Genomic DNA, 18,340 nt, shown 5'->3' on the forward strand with positions numbered 1-18,340 from the left:
TACAGACATGATAAAAAAAATACTATCTGCCAATATAGTAACATTAGTCCTGCTTCTCTCTGCATGCAGCGGAGGAAGCAGGACTTCCTCGCATTCTGAAACGCCTGTCGATACAGTAAAATTCAGTTATGCCGAAAACATCAGAATTCTGAAATTCAAGGATTACACCAAAGTGGAACTGCGCAATCCATGGGACACACTGAAAACTCTGCATACGTACATACTGACAGACAGAGAGAATACCGACACCGGCAATCTGCCCGAAGGAACTATAATTCGTACCCCATTGAGTAATGCCATTGTTTACTCATCTGTTCACAACTCTCTCCTGGCCGAAACAGGAGCCATCAAATCCATAGCCGGAGTGTGCGACATTCAGTATATCAAGCATCCACAGATAAAAACAATGTATGAAAAAGACTCTATAGCCGACTGCGGCTCGTCAATGAGTCCGGACATAGAAAAGATTATCGACCTCAATGCCGATGCGGTACTGCTCTCTCCTTTTGAAAACAGCGGCGGGTATGGAAGAATAGAAAGTATAGGAATACCCATCATAGAATGTGCCGACTATATGGAGACATCTCCCCTAGGCAGAGCAGAATGGATGAAGTTTTATGGACTCCTTACGGGTAAAGAGGAAGAGACAGACTCACTGTTCAGAAAAATAGAGAAACAATATCTCACTCTGAAACATATGACAAAAGATGTCCACGACCGCCCTACTGTGATTACTGAATTGAAATATTCATCTGCATGGTATGTTCCCGGAGGAAGAAGCACCACGGCCAGGATGATAAACGATGCCGGAGCAGACTACATATTCAGCTATACAAAGGAAAGCGGTTCAGTGCCTATGTCGTTCGAGACAGTTATGGACAAAGGTCAGAAAGCTGACTTCTGGCTAATAAAGTACAATCAGAAGCAGAACAAGACATACTCCGAACTGAAAAACGACTACTCTCCATACACTAATTTTGACGCATGGAAAAATAAGCGTATCTTTGGATGCAATACCTCGTACACAAACTTTTACGAAGAGACGCCTTTTCATCCGGAGGCTCTGCTCAGAGACCTGATTATAATCTTCCATCCGGAAATTATGAAAAATGAAAAGACACGGTATTATACAGAATTGAAGTTTTAACTGTTGATTTTGATTACTCGTCTATTAAAGAATAAAATTTTGAGAAACAGGAATACCATATATATAGCACTGCTTGCCATCCTGACTGTAACCCTTGCCGCCATAAGTCTGTATTATGGTTCAGTCAGTATTCCGGCATCTGTAGTTACTGATATACTTTCAGGTGGAGAGGCGGAAAAAGCCAGCTGGACTTACATTGTCCTGCAGTCGCGTGTGCCACAGACCATTACCGCTATACTAACAGGAGCCGCGCTTGCAGTGTCCGGACTTATGCTGCAGACTGTATTCAACAATCCTCTGGCAGATTCTTCCATACTGGGAATAAGTTCCGGCTCCAGTCTCGGAGCCGCACTGGTAATACTTGGTATGGGAGGAAGCATAACGGTATCTACCATCAGTCTCAGCGGATTTCTGTCCGTCATAGCTGGAGCTATGGCAGGCGCATTCGCCATAATGGCATTCATCCTGTTTCTATCCACACTGATAAAGAACAACGTCATGCTTCTAATAGCCGGAATTATGACAGGGTACGTCACTTCCTCGGCAATATCACTTCTAAACTTCTTCTCTACAGCCGAAGGAGTACACTCCTACGTCACATGGGGAATGGGAAATTTCGGAGGTGTATCGCTCACTCAACTTCCTGCCTTTTCTTCAATGATACTAATAGGACTGGCAATATCCGTAATGCTCATAAAGCCTATGAATGCTCTTTTGCTGGGAACGAGATATGCGGAAAATCTTGGCGTAAATATCCGCCGAACAAGGAATTTGCTCCTGCTGTCAACAGGAATACTGACTGCCGTAACAACTGCATTCTGCGGACCGATTTCGTTTATCGGGCTGGCTGTACCTCATATTGCACGGCTTCTGCTAGGAACATCAAACCATAACTCACTTCTCCCCACAACCGCACTCTGCGGAGCAGCAATGGCTCTGTTATGTTCGATAGTGAGCATACTTCCGGGCGAGAATGGTATCATACCGATAAATGCCGTAACACCGGTACTCGGAGCTCCGGTAATAATATATGTAATTATAAACCAGAAGAAAATACAATACTTTAACTGATGGAAAATAACGACGTGATTACAGCTTCCAATCTGAATATCGGCTACCACACGAAAAACAGAAAAACTACCGTACAGTCCAACCTCAACTTCACACTGAAGGGAGGCAACCTGACATGTCTGCTTGGTCCGAACGGTGCGGGAAAGTCAACTCTCCTACGCACAATCTCCGCATCGCAACCTATATTGGACGGTAGCCTCAACATTATGGACAAACCTTTAGAAAGATATTCTGAAAAGGAACTGTCGCGCACCATCGGACTTGTACTGACGGAAAGAATTTTTGCAGGAGCATTGACAGTACGACAGCTTGTAGCCCTTGGACGCCAACCGCACACCGGTTTCTTCGGACGCTTGTCTGCCTACGACAAAGAAATAATAGACCATGCGCTACATCTTACAGGAATAAGCCATAAAGCAGAAACTTATACGGCTAACCTCTCAGACGGAGAACGCCAAAAGGCCATGATAGCCAAAGCCATAGTACAGGAATGTCCTATAATACTACTTGACGAACCTACCGCATTCCTTGATGCAGTAAGCAGAATAGAAATACTCACATTACTCCACCGTCTGGCGCACGAAGAAAACAAAGCCATATTACTCTCCACCCACGACATAGAGCAGGCGCTGGTTACAGCCGACTATCTATGGCTGCTCACTCCGAAAAACGGAATACATTCCGGAGTGACGGAAGACATAATATTATCCGGACTGATGGACCGGCTTTTTCCTGAAGCAGAGATTAAATTCGACCTTATGCACGGAGGATACTCCCCTACCGTGAAAGCCAATCGTTCTATCATACTATATACAGACGACCAGATACTTAAACACTGGACACAGAACGTACTGAACCGCCACGGATTTCTGTGTCTGGACAAACAGGCTGCACAGGAAGACAAAAAACTGCCGGAACTTAAAGTCCTGTCATCATCAGAAATGCAATTACATATCGATGAAAAGAACTATAGTTGCGGCAGTTTCGGAGAGCTTATATCTATACTAAGTTAAGAAATATCAGATATATACACAGATCTCATTCATATCCTTCCTTTTCTTCTCTGGAATTTCTGTATCAGGTGTATACCCCATAGGAATAAGAGCAACCGGTTCCATGTCCTCAGGCAAGGACATCAGCTGATGACAGAGTGCAGCATCGAAATTACAAACCCAGCAAGTTCCTAGCCCCTGTTCCGCAGCAGAAAGACACAGATGTTCAATAGCTATTGCCAAATCAATATCTGCATGATCTTTATTGTCCGAACGGCGATGCCATGACTCATCATGTTTGGCACATGCCACAATGATACATGGAGCAGACATTATCCATTCACGCTTATAAGTTGACTTTATATCATTCAGCTTATCTTTGTCCGTTACAATATAGAATTTCCACGGCTGGAAGTTCACGGCTGACGGAGCCATACGAACACATTCCATGATATAATCTATCTTCTCTTTCTCAATCTGACGTTCTTCGTATGAACGTACAGAATAACGCTTATTTACCAAATCAAGAAAACTCATAAATTAAAGTATTAAAGTTGTACAATTATAAAGCTGTCTAGTTGTCCGTTATAAAACTGTATGAGGCAAAATGTTTCTTTTTAATCTATTACAGATTGACTATAAATTCCACACCCGCAATATTGGTCTTTGTGGAAATATCATCCTGCCTGCAATAAAAAACTGATAATGAATACATATCAGTAAGATTTATCCTTAATCCCGGCATATATCGGATTCTTTCTGCTTTGAAAGAATCATTATTCTCCAAATCATTGAAGGCCTCAATTGAAAAATAAGGGACCAATATAGTTGATGGTATATTATAGTCAAACATCAGTCTGGAACGAATTATCATCTCATCATCGCCTAAAGCGAATGTATGCTGAAACCTCTCTCTCCAGCGGATTCTGAAATCGCCCTTCTTCCAGAATACTTCAGAACCCAAATGATATCTGTAGGCATTGAAGTTACCCTTCGAAACACTGCTCCTGCGATGATAGGCAAAAACACCTTTCACTTCCCATTTTGGCAGAACCCTGTAACCCAATCCGGCATTTATAAAAAATCTCTCAAAAGCACTGAAATTATCCCTTGACCTGACTTGCACTTTCGACATAATCCTAAGGTTCTTATTAAACTTATGGTTTACATTTACAGAAGTCCATGAACTCCAGTCAGCTCTTTCCTGTGCAATCAATGGAAAATTTACCAATGCAAGAAGCCCGCAAAATACCAACAATAATATACCCGACCTATGTGTTTTCATAATTTTATAACTTTTTACAATCACAAAGATATAACAAATCAAACGATTTAACTAAGTTTGCAGTCGATTTATAAACTATAGGATAATCAAACAAAAAGAAAATTCTTTATTCATGAAACTTGTAATATTCGATTTAGACGGCACATTACTGAACACAATAGCCGATTTGGCTGCGGCTACCAACTATGCACTTGAACAATATGGACTTCCTACACATAACGAAGAAGAATATAAGTTTTTCGTAGGAAACGGAATAAACAAGCTGTTCGAACGTGCATTGCCTGAAGATAAGAGAAACGATGAATATGTTATGAAAATACGCTCTGAATTTGTACCTTATTACGATGCGCACAATTCAGATCTGAGCAAACCTTATCCCGGAATGAACAGTCTTCTGGCAGATCTGCAGAAAAACAACATACAGATAGCAGTAGCTTCAAATAAATATCAGGCAGCAGCCGTAAAGCTGGTAAGACAGTATTTTCCTGACATAAACTTCTGCGAAATACTCGGGCAGCGTGATGGAGTTCCATCAAAACCGGACCCTACAATAGTAAATGAGATATCAGAACATGCAGGTATATGTAAAGAAGAAATCGTGTACGTTGGCGATTCATGCGTTGACATGGAAACTGGTAAAAATGCAGGAGTAAAAACTGTAGGAGTAAGCTGGGGATTCCGTCCTAGAACAGAACTTGAAGCATATAAACCGGATTTCATTGCCGATGATGCGAAAGAGTTGAAAAGTTTCTTATTGGAACAATAAATAAAGTAGTAAATACATTAATACTATCATAACAACACACAGAGCCGATACACCATCACGGCGTACCGGCTCTTTCTCTGAATTAAACAACCAATAAATAGAGAATCGTATATGTTATCGTATGAACAATAACTCACGATACTTAGGTAAAGTCCACATCTGATCGTCAACTATCAACTCAAGCTTATCAATATGATAACGGATAAGTTCAAGCATAGGAGCGATATTGTCGTGATAAGCTATGGCCTTTTCGCGTTCGGAACTTATCTTATTTGCTACCTTGCGGGCCTCAACCATTGCATCAACATGTTCCTTGATATATGCCGTACGTTCAGATATTTCTTTGATTATAGCAACATTACCTGCAGAAAGTTTCTCGGCTTCTTCAGCTGCAAACAAGCTCTTCATCTTGAATACATTGTCAATGAGTTTAGTCTGATAGCTGATAGCAACAGGCACTATATGGTTCATAACCAAATCACCCAATACACGAGCTTCAATCTGAATTTTCTTGGTATAAGTTTCCCATTTCACCTCATTGCGTGCCTCAAGTTCCTTACGTGTCATTACACCTGTAGATTCGAACATGGCCACACTTTCAGGTTTCAGATAGTTGTCAAAGATAACAGGACAGCTGGTCTCGCAATCCAATCCACGTTTGAGAGCTTCTTCTTTCCATTCTTCGCTGTAACCGTTGCCATCGAAACGGATAGGTTTGCTTTCCTTGATATATTTGCGCAATACCTGAAGAAGAGCAGAAACCTTAGGTTCACCCTGTTCTATAAGGGCATCCACTTCTTTTTTGAATATAACAAGCTGTTCTGCAACTGCCGTATTCAAGGCAATCATCGCACTTGCACAGTTAGCTTCCGAACCTACAGCACGGAACTCGAATCTGTTTCCTGTAAACGCGAAAGGTGAAGTACGGTTACGGTCTGTATTATCTATCAACAATTCAGGAATCTGAGGAATATCAAGCTTCATACCCTGCTTTCCACCAAGGGAAACCAAATCTTCGTTGGCATTTTCCTCGATATGGTCAAGTACTTTGCTCAGCTGTGAACCAAGGAAAGAAGAGATAATTGCTGGAGGTGCTTCGTTAGCTCCCAGACGGTGAGCATTTGTCGCGCTCATGATAGAAGCTTTCAGCAATCCGTTATGTCTGTAAACAGCCATCAATGTATTTACTACGAATGTCACGAAACGAAGGTTCTCTTCCGTTGTCTTTCCTGGCCCCATCAGCAACACACCTGTATCTGTACCAAGCGACCAGTTGTTATGTTTTCCTGATCCGTTTACACCCTTGAATGGTTTTTCATGCAGAAGAACACGGAATCCGTGAGCACGTGCCACCTTACGCATAAGCGACATAACCAACATATTGTGGTCAACAGCCAGGTTACATTCCTCATAGATAGGAGCAAGCTCAAACTGGTTAGGAGCTACCTCATTATGACGTGTCTTAACCGGAATGCCAAGTTCAAGTGCCTGAATTTCCAAATCTTTCATAAATGCAGCCACTCTGGTAGGAATTGCTCCAAAGTAGTGGTCTTCAAGCTGCTGGTTTTTAGAAGCTTCATGTCCCATCAGTGTACGTCCTGTAAGCAACAGGTCAGGACGAGCAGCATACAAACCTTCGTCAACGAGGAAGTATTCCTGTTCCCATCCAAGGAAAGCCGTAACTTTCTTTACATTAGTATCAAAATAATGACATACAGCCACTGCAGCCTTATCTACTGCGCTAAGTGCTTTTAGCAAAGGAGCCTTATAGTCGAGTGATTCACCTGTATAAGCTATGAACACTGTAGGAATACACAATGTATCACCTACCACGAATACCGGTGATGAAGGGTCCCAAGCACTGTATCCGCGAGCTTCGAAAGTGTTACGGATACCACCGTTAGGGAAAGACGAAGCATCAGGTTCCTGCTGTACTAGAAGTTTTCCTGAGAATTCTTCCATCATTCCACCCTTTCCGTCGTGTTCTACGAAAGCATCATGCTTTTCCGCTGTTCCTTCAGTCAGAGGCTGGAACCAGTGTGTATAGTGTGTAGCCCCAAGTTCGCTTGCCCAACGTTTCATACCTGCAGCAACTTCATCTGCAGTAGCTCTGTCAAGAGCTGCTCCGTGATCCATTGCATCTACCAGTTTTGCATAAACCGTACTAGGAAGATACTTGAACATCTTTTCCCTGTTAAACACATATTTTCCGAAATACTCACTCGGACGGCAGCTTGGTACGCTTACCTCCATTGGCTTTGCCTGGAAAGCCTTTTCTACTACATTAAAACGAATCATATTTATTTAGTTGTTGGTTATTCAATGAATAATTAATAATTAAAAATTAAAAACAAGTTGATGTTTTCATTATTCACTATTAATTATTCATTGTTTATTATTAATTATAAATCATCTGTTATATGCCGATTCACCATGTTCATAAATATCCAATCCTTCTTCTTCAATACGTTTTGAAACACGGAGACCGAATATCTTGTCAAGAGCTTTGAAGATTACAAATCCCATAAATGCAGCCCATAAACCTACTATTATTACACCAAATACCTGTGCTCCGAGGAATCCCCATCCACCTCCATAGAAGAGACCGTCTGAGGTTGCAAAAAGTCCTGTAAGAATTGTTCCAAGAGAACCGCAAACACCGTGTACTGATGATGCACCAACAGGATCATCTATTTTCAGTTTGGTTTCGATGAACTCAACAGAGTATATCATTACAAATCCACAAATAGCACCGATAATGGCAGCACCTAAAGGAGAAACGAGGTCACATCCTGCAGTTACACCAACCAGACCGGCAAGAATACCGTTCAGAGTAAATGACAATGAAGGCTTTCCGTATTTAACCCATGTTGTGAATAGTGCAACTATACCACCAGCACATGCAGCAAGGTTTGTTGTAAGAAACACATGCGAGATTGCTATTCTGTCTGCCTCACCAGATGCGGCCAACTGTGAACCAGGGTTGAAACCGAACCATCCGAACCAAAGGATAAATACACCAAGACATGCCAATGTCAAACTGTGTCCAGGTATAGCCTTAGCCTTACCGTCATGACCGAACTTACCTACACGAGGGCCAAGGATTGCAGCACCAACCAATGCTATCCATCCACCTACTGAGTGAACCACTGTTGAACCTGCAAAATCATGGAAAGCGATACCGAACCAATCTCCCATCAAAGAACCTTCGGAAGCATTGCTCAACCATCCTCCGCCCCATGTCCAGTGTCCTGAAACAGGATAAATCAATACGCTGATAGCTACTGTATATATAAGATACATTGAAAATTTTGTACGTTCCGCCATAGCTCCTGAAACGATTGTAGCGGAAGTAGCACAAAACACTGTCTGGAAAATAAGGAATCCTTCGATAGGCAGACCGTTATTGATAATAGAATCCATGATCTCCAGATTTCCGAGATGCGGAGCTCCTACAAATCCTCCGATACCGAACATAAGTCCGAAACCTATAATCCAGAAAAGAATGGAACCTACCATAAAGTCCACAAGGTTCTTCATCAATATATTAGCTGTGTTTTTGCATCTTGCAAATCCTGCTTCAACCATTGCAAAACCAGGCTGCATAAAAAATACCAGCATAGCAGCCAAAAGCATCCATACAGTATCAAGACCAGTTGTAGTCTGTGCCAGAGTCTCGGCAAGTGTATCGACAGTTGCCGCTTCTTCAGAAATAGTATCCTGAGCCATAACAACGCCAGGAAGTGCTAACGATAGGGATGCGACGCCCCTGAGGAATGTACTGCTACATCCCTTTGATATAAGAGTTTTCATAAAAATCAAAGATTATTTAAACGATGTATTCTGTTTTACAATAAAAATGACAAGCCATGCAATCATTTCTCCTGTTCGGCATTATAAAGAGCGATATCACCTCTTTCACCTGTACGTATGCGTATAGCATCCTCTATAGGAATCACAAATATACGTCCGTCGCCAATCTCGCCTGTATGTGCGGCTTTCATTATGGCTTCAACTGTTTTTTCCACATTCTTGTTTCTCACAACAATAGAAATCAGAATACGTTCTATCGAACTCGTATCGTAAACTACTCCACGATATATACGTCCTTCCCGTGTTTTTCCCACGCCTCTTACATCATAATAGGAAAACCATTCAATATCGGCTTCCAAAAGCGCTTCTTTTACATCGTCGAACTTTGTCCGGCGAATGATAGCTTCAATCTTTTTCATAATCTCGTCTCGTTATTGTATTTGTATGTTGTATATGTATATTGTATTTGTATGTAGATGCTAGAATATCAAAAACTGATTCCGGCTACGAAATATGCTCCTTTAGTTGTAGGATTCCAGATAGCCTGAGCCCAAAGCGGAAGAGAAAAACAATCTGTTATCTTTATCTCTTTTGATGCCTGAAGACTTATGGCAGAAACTTTAAAACCGTTGGAATAACCATTATAGAAATCATTAGCCCAAGGAGTGGCTCCAATCTCTGCTGTCCAATCAATGCCTCCCAATGAGAATGGTGCCGAAACAGAAAAATATGAAGCATATGCATCTTTACCATCTTCGTTTACACCTACCGAACCAGCAAAATTAGTAAACCAATTGACCGCTACAGGTCCGAAATCGTAACCCAAGGCAACTTCAAATGTATGAGCATCCTTATAATCGGAATAACGTGCAGGCGAATCCGCACTTGTAAACCAATAGTCAGTCACTCCGACACTAAAACCACCATACTCATATCCAAGGGTCAAATCAAGTTCTTTAGTATCTGTGCCTTCAAAACCTACAGACCCCCAGGCCGACAAAGAGAAACCTTTGTACGAAAGTCCTGCTCCCGGCTGGATGCTTACACCACCCAGATCCTGACCACGCCAGATGTAACCACTGACCAAGTCAGCTCCTACCGACGCTTCAACCTTGTCCTGCGCCTTAACACCCGATGCTGATGCCAATCCAATAATAGCAAAAAGCAACATCATTTTTCTACCTTTAATCATTTTCATATCTCTTTACCTTTTTAAAATGAACTTTTGTCTTATTTAAACCAACATCCATGGATTATTGCTATCTATTAGAAAGCATTAAAGTTATATTTATATCTTTATGTCTTTCTTTACTGCAAAAGTACAGCTTTTTGAAAGAAAAAATTCAATTTACCTATACTTTATGTACACTAAAATGCACAAGTAACAAATCCAAAGAAAATAAGATATTTTTAATTACAGTTTTCAATTATTACATATATCATTTTTACTATTTAATACATCGCTAAAATATAAGAGAAAATATATACCGGATTTATGCCATACAACATATAAATAACTCCTTCTTTTGACAACATATTATACTAAAGTTTATAACTTTGCAATATAATGATTTTAAAACGTTTTTACTATGATTCACGAAATGCCAAAGCTTCCTTACGACATGGAAGCACTAGCTCCTAAAATGAGCAAAGAAACTTTCGATTACCACTATGGCAAGCACCTGCAAACCTATGTAAACAACCTGAACAAACTTATAGCAGGTACACAATTCGAGAACATGAGCCTGGAAGACATCATCCGTAACGCCCAAGGACCAACATTCAACAATGCGGCACAGACATGGAACCATACATTCTTCTTCATGTCGCTCACACCTGAGCAAAAGGAAATTCCATCAACACTGTCCGACAAGATAAACTCCATATTTGGTTCCATAGAAAAATTCAAAGAAGAATTTACCAAATCAGCATTAGGCGTGTTCGGCTCAGGATGGACTTGGCTCGTAAAAGACAATGAAAATAATCTGAAAATAATGAATACAGCCAATGCCGGCAACCCTATCACCGACGGTTTTACACCACTTATGGTTATTGACGTTTGGGAACACGCATACTATATTGACTACAGAAATAATCGTGCAGCTTTTATTGAAAACTTCTGGTCACTTATCAACTGGAGCAAAGTTGCGGAAAGATTATAAATAGGCTTTCAACACCTCATAAAAAAACGCTTTGACGTTTTAATTAAAATAACAAAGCATTTTAGTTAAAACGTCAAAGCGTTTTTATTTTTACTCAATCACGGTCTCAGCTATCTTCTTTTTAAGAAACTGAACCTTCAAATTAGCTTCTTTCTGTTCTTTTCTAATCTCCTCCATCGAAGCCAAAACCTGTGCCAATTTGCTAACCTCAACTATTGCCTTGATATCAGGAGAATACATTACAGTCCTATATGTTCTATCACCAATAAATTCAAGTTTCAATGACTTGGCATCTTTATTTGCTATTATAAATCCAACTACTCCACCATCTGAACCAACCTTATAATCTGCCTTTTCTATCTTACGTCCCAAATCTGAAGTGACATACATATCTGGTGATGCAGGTGTCTGAGCAAATGCATCACTAGAACTAACTTTTACCGAAGTATGGTTCAGCGTTCCTCCGGCACAATAAATCGAAGTGAGAGACATTTCTCCTTTTTCGCTAACGCAAGCCCTAAGAAACGTACGACCTATATTCTTTTCTACCACCTGAGAAGGATAAAAATAGTTTCCTACCTCCTGATATGCTGTATCTTTTTCCAATACGAATCCGACTTTCATCGAGTCTAAAACAGATTGTTTAACAGCCAACATGCTGTCAAGATATGCCAATGAAATATTCTGTTCTTCCAGTTCAACCTGCTGCATTAACTTTATTGCTTTCTTACGCACATCAAACACTTTCGGATATAAATTTCTGATACTGTCTATTTGCAACTTGGCTTCACTATAATTTGCCGAACGAAATGAAGCTTCTGCTCTGCTCAATAGTTCTGAAGCTTTTTTTTCTTCTTGTCCACATGAAACAAGAAACAAAATCATAAACGGTACAATAAATCTTCTGACTTTCATATGTACATTATTATATATTAATACGGCAAAAATACATAATATTACATCAAACAAACACATTATTTGATAAAAAATAATCACAGAGTTATCTTTCTATTCCTAAAACACAAATAAGAACAAAAAAACATCATTTACATAACATCTGATTATCAAAGAATTACGCATCAAGCAGTAAAAATAATCACAAAAAAGTTTATAAATAATTTGCAGTTTCAAAAAAAAGTCATACCTTTGCACTCGCAATCGAGAAATAACGATAGCAAACAGGATTGATTCGCTAGCTCAGCAGGTAGAGCACAACACTTTTAATGTTGGGGTCTTGGGTTCGAGCCCCAAGCGGATCACTCAGAAATTCAAGCGATTATCTCAAAAAGATAGTCGCTTTTTTCATTATAATATACTACGTTTTGGCGCATTTGTGTAAACCAGTGTGTAAACCGAAAAACAAATGAGCGAAACAATTAAAGTACTATGTTACAAATCAAAAATTCTTAGTAATGGAGAGTATCCCCTGATGTTATGTGTCTGCAAAGACCGTAAAAGAAAGTTTCAAAGTCTTGGACTATCCATAAAAGCGGAACAATGGGACTTCAAGACGAACAAGCAAAACAGGTAAGGGAAGCATATAATTTCATGCGAATAAAGATATTAGACCATATTCATTATTTCTAATGCAGGTTACTACAGTTTTACGGATGAAGTGATACTGTAACATTAAGGGCACTCAATCGGGTGTCCTTAATTTATAATATTCACTTCACTACTGTCCACTAAAAATGGACAAGGTTAAAAATTAAATAAATTCGGTTCACTTGAATCATATCGGTCTTTGACATTTTTGAAATTCGATTTGTCAAACAAGTCACTGAGATGTGTTTTGTCGGTCAGAGAGATTCCGAGTATTTGGAGAATTTCATAGACGTTACGTTCTAATTTCATATCGTGTTTGACTATTGCTACTAAGCAGTAAGTGATTATCGCACAATAGATTTGTATGCGTACAGCGTTTTCCGATGTTCCCCAGAACTTCTTAATCCTGAGGTGTTGTTTTTATCCATTTGAAGAACAGTTCAACACTCCATCTGTTTCGATAAAGCGATGATATAAACTCTGCAGATGCGTCAAGATTATTTGTCAGGAAGATGTATCGTGTACCGTCTTCAGGATTTTCAATGATGAGTTTTCTAAGTTCCTCTGGGTAATCCTTAGAACTTTTATAAACCGTAAAGCATCCGATTACATCCGATACTACACCTTCTGGCAATCTTCGTTTCCAGGTTTTAGGCTTGATCCGTACATTTGTTTTGGCTCGTACAATGAAGAAAGCACCTATACGATTTATTGTATTAAGGTTGCTGAAATCGTTATACCCTCGGTCGAATATATAATGCGCTCCTGATTCATATGGAATCTCAGGCATAGCCTTTGAATCGTGAATATTGGCAGGTGTAATATACACAAATGCAGGCACTTCCGCTTCAATATCGTAGAGTGTATGCAACTTTATTCCGCCTTTATGTTTGCGAAATTTAGCCCACTCAAACACTGACAGGCACAGATCAATCGTTGTAGAGTCAAATGCATAAACATGACCGTCAAGTTCGAATATTTTATTGATTCTACGCTTGCGGGCCTCGGCAATCATGAATGTTGCGTACTCTTCGAAGATGAGGTAGTTACGTTGCTCATTAGCCTTACTAAGATTGCTCCGAGTTACAGACTTCCCGATTCCGAGATGGTAAAGTTTTCCAGCATGAGCTTCAATAGCCACAATCAAATCTCTAAGACTATCTCGATTGGAAGCTGACCGAACATCATCGTAAGCAGCTGATTCCAACAGGTATAGCTCTTGATATACTTATCGCCTTCATACTTTGTAACGATACGATTGAATTTACTTCGGTCAAGGAACTTAACTAATTGGGCAAAAATATATGGGTCTTTATGCATAACGGCCTGAAAATTACTACAAAAGTAAATTCAAATCCGTTCCCCCAAAAATCTCCTATAACAAATTGAATTTCAATAATTTCAAAGAACTTCTATGATTTTTTAGTGGACACTAATGAGAATCTCTATATATTTATTTGTTAAACTGATTAATACAAAACAAAAATGATAAATAGATTAATTACTTTTTTTATTAGGGATAATAATCTCCATACCACTATTAGCCGATAGAGGAGAACGTGGCGCCTGGAATGAGGTTAATAAAGATTCATCATCAACTCCATTCTGGCTCATTGCATTATTAGTCATTGTAGGTTATATAACTTACAACATTTTTAATGATGATGATGAAAATGATACGCCTAAAGGTTGCATAGCAACAATAATTGTTTTCATTCTCATATTTATACTTATTTACATTATTAACCATTAGGAAATTATAGAAAATATCTTGTGCATTTTATAATCTCAAAGTATTAATTTTCTAAAGTTAATAAGTTGATAATTTTATTAGTCTAAATAATATTATATCTTTACCAAGAGATTAATAAATGAATGTTATGGCAGAAATATCTGATATTCTCAAGATAGGAAAAGAAAAATACTTGAAAGAAAATCTTCAACAAGAATTCTATGAACAAATAAAAATGTTTAGCGGTCGTACAACAAGTTTTCAATGTAAGGAAGAATACGGAACAAAAAGATATGAAATTAAAACTTTCAAACTTTATCCCGATATGCATCGAGAAGAGCGAAAATATCAAATTGATGAAAAAGATGGCGAATTTATAATTAAATATGGACTTAAACCTTATTTAATTTTACAAGCCCTTCCTTATCGTGATAAAGAAGATTTTCTAATTGAATTCAAAGAAAGGTTAAATCGGTTAATTTCTAAAGTTAGAAAAGAAGACTATGATAATAACAGAGCCTTTTATGAAGAAGTACACCTAATGAATAATATGATTCTTGACATAGAAGACCCTGTACATGACCAAGAAGGTCTTATACGCTTAGGTTCAATGACATATAATGATAAAGAAAAGGAATTTGCAAAGAAGTACGGAGATAATTTTTTAGCTGATTGGAAATCTTTTAGAAATAAGCAAAAAGAGGATTATAAAAAAATAGAAAATTATTATATAATTTATGAAGATTTATACAATAGTCACTTTGAAGATTTAAAATTATATTCCTTAATGTTTAGAAATGTATGGCTGGGTAACTATTATAGTGACCCATTGTCTGTAATATATTTTTCTGAAAACTACAACAACATTGTTGGATATAAAGAAAAATTAAAAACGCAAAATACACCAAAATCACAAATTGCATTTCTCTATTATGAAAATGAAGCATTATTTCCATATATCTGTAGTGAATATGCTCAAGTATGTTTTTCGAGAAAGACCCAAACTGTTCCTATTATAAATGCTCTGAATATATTTCAATCAGGAATAATACCTCAAGTCTTTAGCATTGGCAATATGACAGAGGAACAATGTCAAGACATTTTAGATAAAATGGATAATCTAAAAGAAAAATACTTATCAATATATGACAAATGCGGTAAGTCAGAAGTAAATATATGCTATAATAAAATTCAATTCACACAAGAAGTTTTTATTCCTATACTTGCAGGAATTAACTATTATTTTAGTGGGCTTAGCATAGAAAAGCATGATTATTATTATAAGTCTTTTGAAAGAAAAAGATTATTTCGTTTCCTTTTTAAAAAATATAATAAAAAAGATGATGTAAAAGATGAGGTTCAAAATATTAAAATCATTTTTAATTCGTATGTCAAACAAGTAAACGATAGGTTACAAGAACTATATTATCAAATTAGTAGTCTATCTAATAAAATTCATGCAATAAAAGAAAATATTCAGGCACAAGAAAGATATTGTGAACTAAATGCAAATGGTTATGATTATTTTTCAATAAGAGATTATGAAATGAATCAAGAACTTGAAAGAAAAAAACGAGAAATAACGAACAATTTTATCAAATGGGAAAATGAACAAAACCAAAAAATCCAAGAGTATGATAATATTATCAATGGAATAAGAGGACAAATAGATACAACAAAAAAACATTTTGACAGTGAAATAACGAAATTATTGAAAGAAACCTCTCTGTGGAATTTTGTCTATAACAACCAAAAAGAAATAATATATTACATTAACAATTGTAATATTAGGGCATATTATATATGCTGGATAAAAAAGCCAGATAAAATGAGGAAATTAGATAAAGATAAATCTATTGCGCCAAATTTTAATTTACATTACAGATGTTTATTTTCAAATGAAACAAACAATATACATATATCTTACTCACACCTAATACAATTATGGATAGAGAACATTAAATTAGAAGAAAAGAAAAAACTGGAGCTTAAAAAACAAGAAGAAGAAGCACGTAAAGAAAAATTCAGATTTAATCAAAGGAATACTCATCCTCTTGATTCTAATATATCTTTCCATGCGTCTGACCATACTTACATAGTAAATGGAATCCATTTAGAATCTGTAACAACATTTGTTAATAATGCTTTTCCTAAATTCGATGTAGAAGTTCATGCGAAACAGAAAGCTGAGAAACTGGGCATTTCCATGCAAGAAGTAATAGAAATGTGGGAGCAAAAAGGAAAAGAAAGTCGAGATTTGGGTACTATAATGCATCAAAATATAGAAAACTATTTCAAAGGCATTGATTCTCCTAACGATAAAACTTTTATGTTGTTCAAAACATTTGCAAATAATTTTAAATTATCTCCATACCGTACAGAATGGTCTGTGTATGATTGGGATTATAAAATAGCAGGAACTATTGATTTTGTAGATTATCAAAATGGAGAATTTTCTATTTATGACTGGAAACGTAGTGATAAAGTTATTACAAACGGACTTCCAATAAAAAACAATAAGTATGGAGAAAAAGGAATTTATCCACTAGAGAATTTAGACAACTCGCCTTATTATCATTATGCTTTACAATTAAGTTTATACAAATTTATATTGGAAAGAAATTATAATATCAAAGTTTCAAAATTGAGATTAGGGATATTCCATCCAAGCTATAACAAACCATATATTTTAGAAATGCCATATCTTGAAAAAGAACTAAATTCAATATTTAACCTTCACTCTGAAATTATATTTTAATACTATCATAAATTTATGAAGAAGATTCCCATTCTTATATTAATAATTATACTGCTTGCATCTTGCAACATTAAAAACAATAACACAAGTAATGTTTCCACCATTGATAGCACGATGAAAGAGGAAAAAGAATTAAATTCTGGACTGTTTACTGAATGCTCTAAAGAGGAACAAACATCAGATGTTGAAAGTCTTGAATTTTGGACAGCAGATATAGTTCTGCAAACAAACCGAGAACTCGTTACACTGATGAGCCCTCTTTATCAATATGTTTATGCAGATTCATTATCCAGTCTTACTTTCGAGAAAGATTTAAAGTGGATGAATGAATACCGTAATAAACTATGTAGTTATTATAATGCAAATGAGTTGGGAACAGATACTATCTCACCTTATGCAAAAGCTGATGCAGTAATTGAAGTAAGCCGTAAATTGTGGAAACTAGATTCAGATGATTCTACAATGGGAATGAATGTAAAAAATGGAGTAGAATATACTCGTCTGGTTTTCCAACAATTTAATGAATATGCACAATTACTGGATATATGTAAAACAGAGAAGCAAAGGAAGCTATTGAAAGATGAAATGATTGCATGGTATGAATTAGAGGAATTACTATCAAAAGCCTATACAGATTGTACTTATTTAATACGTTGGGGTGGCTCTTGTGCCAGTACTGCATCTTCTGCAGGAATTCTGAATATTTGGGAATTACATATTAATCTATATAGAAAGAATAAAAGCATATTGAAATATGACTTTAAAACACCGAACACTCAAGGAGTCTATGTGGAATACGTTAAAAAACTGCCAGTAAACTGCTTCCTCAAAAAATTAAATGAATGCATCTTCGAAGAAGAAAACGGAGATAAATACACAGAACAATTAAGCACTACCAAGAAAGATATATATAAGCTATCTTCAAAAATCAACAATTGGATTACAGCATATCAATTATGGATAAAAGAAATGGACGAATATAACTTAGAAGATATTTCTGATAAATATTTAGGAAGAGTACTTATTGAATTATCATGCTTAATTAGTTCGATATAACTATACAAAATAA

General features: G+C 37.3%; 15 protein-coding genes, 1 tRNA gene and 1 pseudogene. 9 read left to right on the top strand and 8 right to left on the bottom strand.

The features are described from left to right. Positions 1–7: 7 nt before the first annotated feature. Genes Q0486_RS08910 through Q0486_RS08920 form a run of 3 tightly spaced genes read left to right on the top strand, consistent with a single transcriptional unit; the run spans position 8 to position 3,231 of the window. A complete protein-coding gene (locus Q0486_RS08910) occupies positions 8–1,147 on the top strand; it encodes an ABC transporter substrate-binding protein (RefSeq protein ID WP_299232196.1) in 1,140 nt (379 codons plus the stop codon). Between the two features lie 39 nt (positions 1,148–1,186). Then, positions 1,187–2,218 carry an iron ABC transporter permease gene (locus tag Q0486_RS08915; protein WP_299232197.1) on the top strand — a complete coding sequence of 344 codons (1,032 nt, stop codon included), beginning with the start codon at positions 1,187–1,189 and terminating at the stop codon, positions 2,216–2,218. Next, positions 2,218–3,231, top strand: a complete 1,014-nt coding sequence (locus tag Q0486_RS08920; RefSeq protein ID WP_299232199.1) for an ABC transporter ATP-binding protein — start codon at positions 2,218–2,220, stop codon at positions 3,229–3,231. The genes Q0486_RS08915 and Q0486_RS08920 overlap by 1 nt, the downstream gene beginning before the upstream one ends. A 6-nt stretch (positions 3,232–3,237) precedes the next feature. Here the strand turns inward: Q0486_RS08920 and Q0486_RS08925 are convergent, their stop codons facing one another. Both Q0486_RS08925 and Q0486_RS08930 read right to left on the bottom strand, forming a co-directional pair. Beyond that, the gene (locus Q0486_RS08925) at positions 3,238–3,747 is read right to left on the bottom strand and encodes a nitroreductase family protein (protein WP_299232201.1); all 510 of its coding nucleotides are present in this window, start codon (positions 3,745–3,747) and stop codon (positions 3,238–3,240) included. 88 nt (positions 3,748–3,835) lie between these two features. Continuing rightward, the gene (locus Q0486_RS08930) at positions 3,836–4,495 is read right to left on the bottom strand and encodes a DUF2490 domain-containing protein (RefSeq protein WP_299232202.1); all 660 of its coding nucleotides are present in this window, start codon (positions 4,493–4,495) and stop codon (positions 3,836–3,838) included. Positions 4,496–4,607: 112 nt separating this feature from the next. On the opposite strand from Q0486_RS08930, the gene Q0486_RS08935 reads away from it, so the two are divergent. Beyond that, positions 4,608–5,261, top strand: a complete 654-nt coding sequence (locus tag Q0486_RS08935; RefSeq protein ID WP_299232204.1) for an HAD family hydrolase — start codon at positions 4,608–4,610, stop codon at positions 5,259–5,261. A 114-nt stretch (positions 5,262–5,375) separates the two neighbouring features. On the opposite strand, the gene Q0486_RS08940 is transcribed toward Q0486_RS08935, so the two are convergent. The 4 genes from Q0486_RS08940 to Q0486_RS08955 form a co-directional block, all read right to left on the bottom strand. Continuing rightward, positions 5,376–7,565 carry a glutamine synthetase III gene (locus tag Q0486_RS08940; RefSeq protein ID WP_299232282.1) on the bottom strand — a complete coding sequence of 730 codons (2,190 nt, stop codon included), beginning with the start codon at positions 7,563–7,565 and terminating at the stop codon, positions 5,376–5,378. Between the two features lie 105 nt (positions 7,566–7,670). Next, positions 7,671–8,990 (bottom strand): ammonium transporter, encoded by a 1,320-nt coding sequence (locus Q0486_RS08945; RefSeq protein ID WP_287678984.1) that lies wholly within the window; start codon positions 8,988–8,990, stop codon positions 7,671–7,673. Between the two features lie 146 nt (positions 8,991–9,136). Then, positions 9,137–9,493, bottom strand: a complete 357-nt coding sequence (locus Q0486_RS08950) for a P-II family nitrogen regulator (RefSeq protein WP_287678979.1) — start codon at positions 9,491–9,493, stop codon at positions 9,137–9,139. Positions 9,494–9,561: 68 nt separating this feature from the next. Beyond that, positions 9,562–10,248 carry a hypothetical protein gene (locus Q0486_RS08955; RefSeq protein ID WP_299232285.1) on the bottom strand — a complete coding sequence of 229 codons (687 nt, stop codon included), beginning with the start codon at positions 10,246–10,248 and terminating at the stop codon, positions 9,562–9,564. A gap of 415 nt (positions 10,249–10,663) precedes the next feature. Here Q0486_RS08955 and Q0486_RS08960 point away from each other — a divergent pair, with 415 nt between their 5' ends. Beyond that, a complete protein-coding gene (locus tag Q0486_RS08960; RefSeq protein ID WP_299232205.1) occupies positions 10,664–11,236 on the top strand; it encodes a superoxide dismutase in 573 nt (190 codons plus the stop codon). Positions 11,237–11,326: 90 nt separating this feature from the next. On the opposite strand, the gene Q0486_RS08965 is transcribed toward Q0486_RS08960, so the two are convergent. Further along, complete coding sequence (locus Q0486_RS08965) at positions 11,327–12,121, bottom strand: hypothetical protein (RefSeq protein ID WP_299232287.1); 795 nt, start codon at positions 12,119–12,121, stop codon at positions 11,327–11,329. Positions 12,122–12,422: 301 nt separating this feature from the next. On the opposite strand from Q0486_RS08965, the gene Q0486_RS08970 reads away from it, so the two are divergent. After that, positions 12,423–12,495: transfer RNA gene (locus Q0486_RS08970), tRNA-Lys, on the top strand. A gap of 104 nt (positions 12,496–12,599) precedes the next feature. Next, positions 12,600–12,767 (top strand): Arm DNA-binding domain-containing protein, encoded by a 168-nt coding sequence (locus Q0486_RS08975; protein WP_299232206.1) that lies wholly within the window; start codon positions 12,600–12,602, stop codon positions 12,765–12,767. Positions 12,768–12,937: 170 nt separating this feature from the next. On the opposite strand, the pseudogene Q0486_RS08980 reads toward Q0486_RS08975, so the two are convergent. After that, positions 12,938–14,101: pseudogene (locus tag Q0486_RS08980) on the bottom strand (IS4 family transposase). A gap of 560 nt (positions 14,102–14,661) precedes the next feature. Between Q0486_RS08980 and Q0486_RS08985 the strand changes: the two are divergent. Together Q0486_RS08985 and Q0486_RS08990 are read left to right on the top strand one after the other, a co-directional pair. Next, the gene (locus tag Q0486_RS08985; RefSeq protein WP_299232207.1) at positions 14,662–17,271 is read left to right on the top strand and encodes a hypothetical protein; all 2,610 of its coding nucleotides are present in this window, start codon (positions 14,662–14,664) and stop codon (positions 17,269–17,271) included. A gap of 15 nt (positions 17,272–17,286) precedes the next feature. Beyond that, the gene (locus tag Q0486_RS08990) at positions 17,287–18,327 is read left to right on the top strand and encodes a hypothetical protein (RefSeq protein WP_299232208.1); all 1,041 of its coding nucleotides are present in this window, start codon (positions 17,287–17,289) and stop codon (positions 18,325–18,327) included. Positions 18,328–18,340 lie beyond the last annotated feature (13 nt).

Source organism: uncultured Bacteroides sp. (assembly GCF_937912035.1).
GTDB lineage: Bacteria > Bacteroidota > Bacteroidia > Bacteroidales > Bacteroidaceae > Phocaeicola.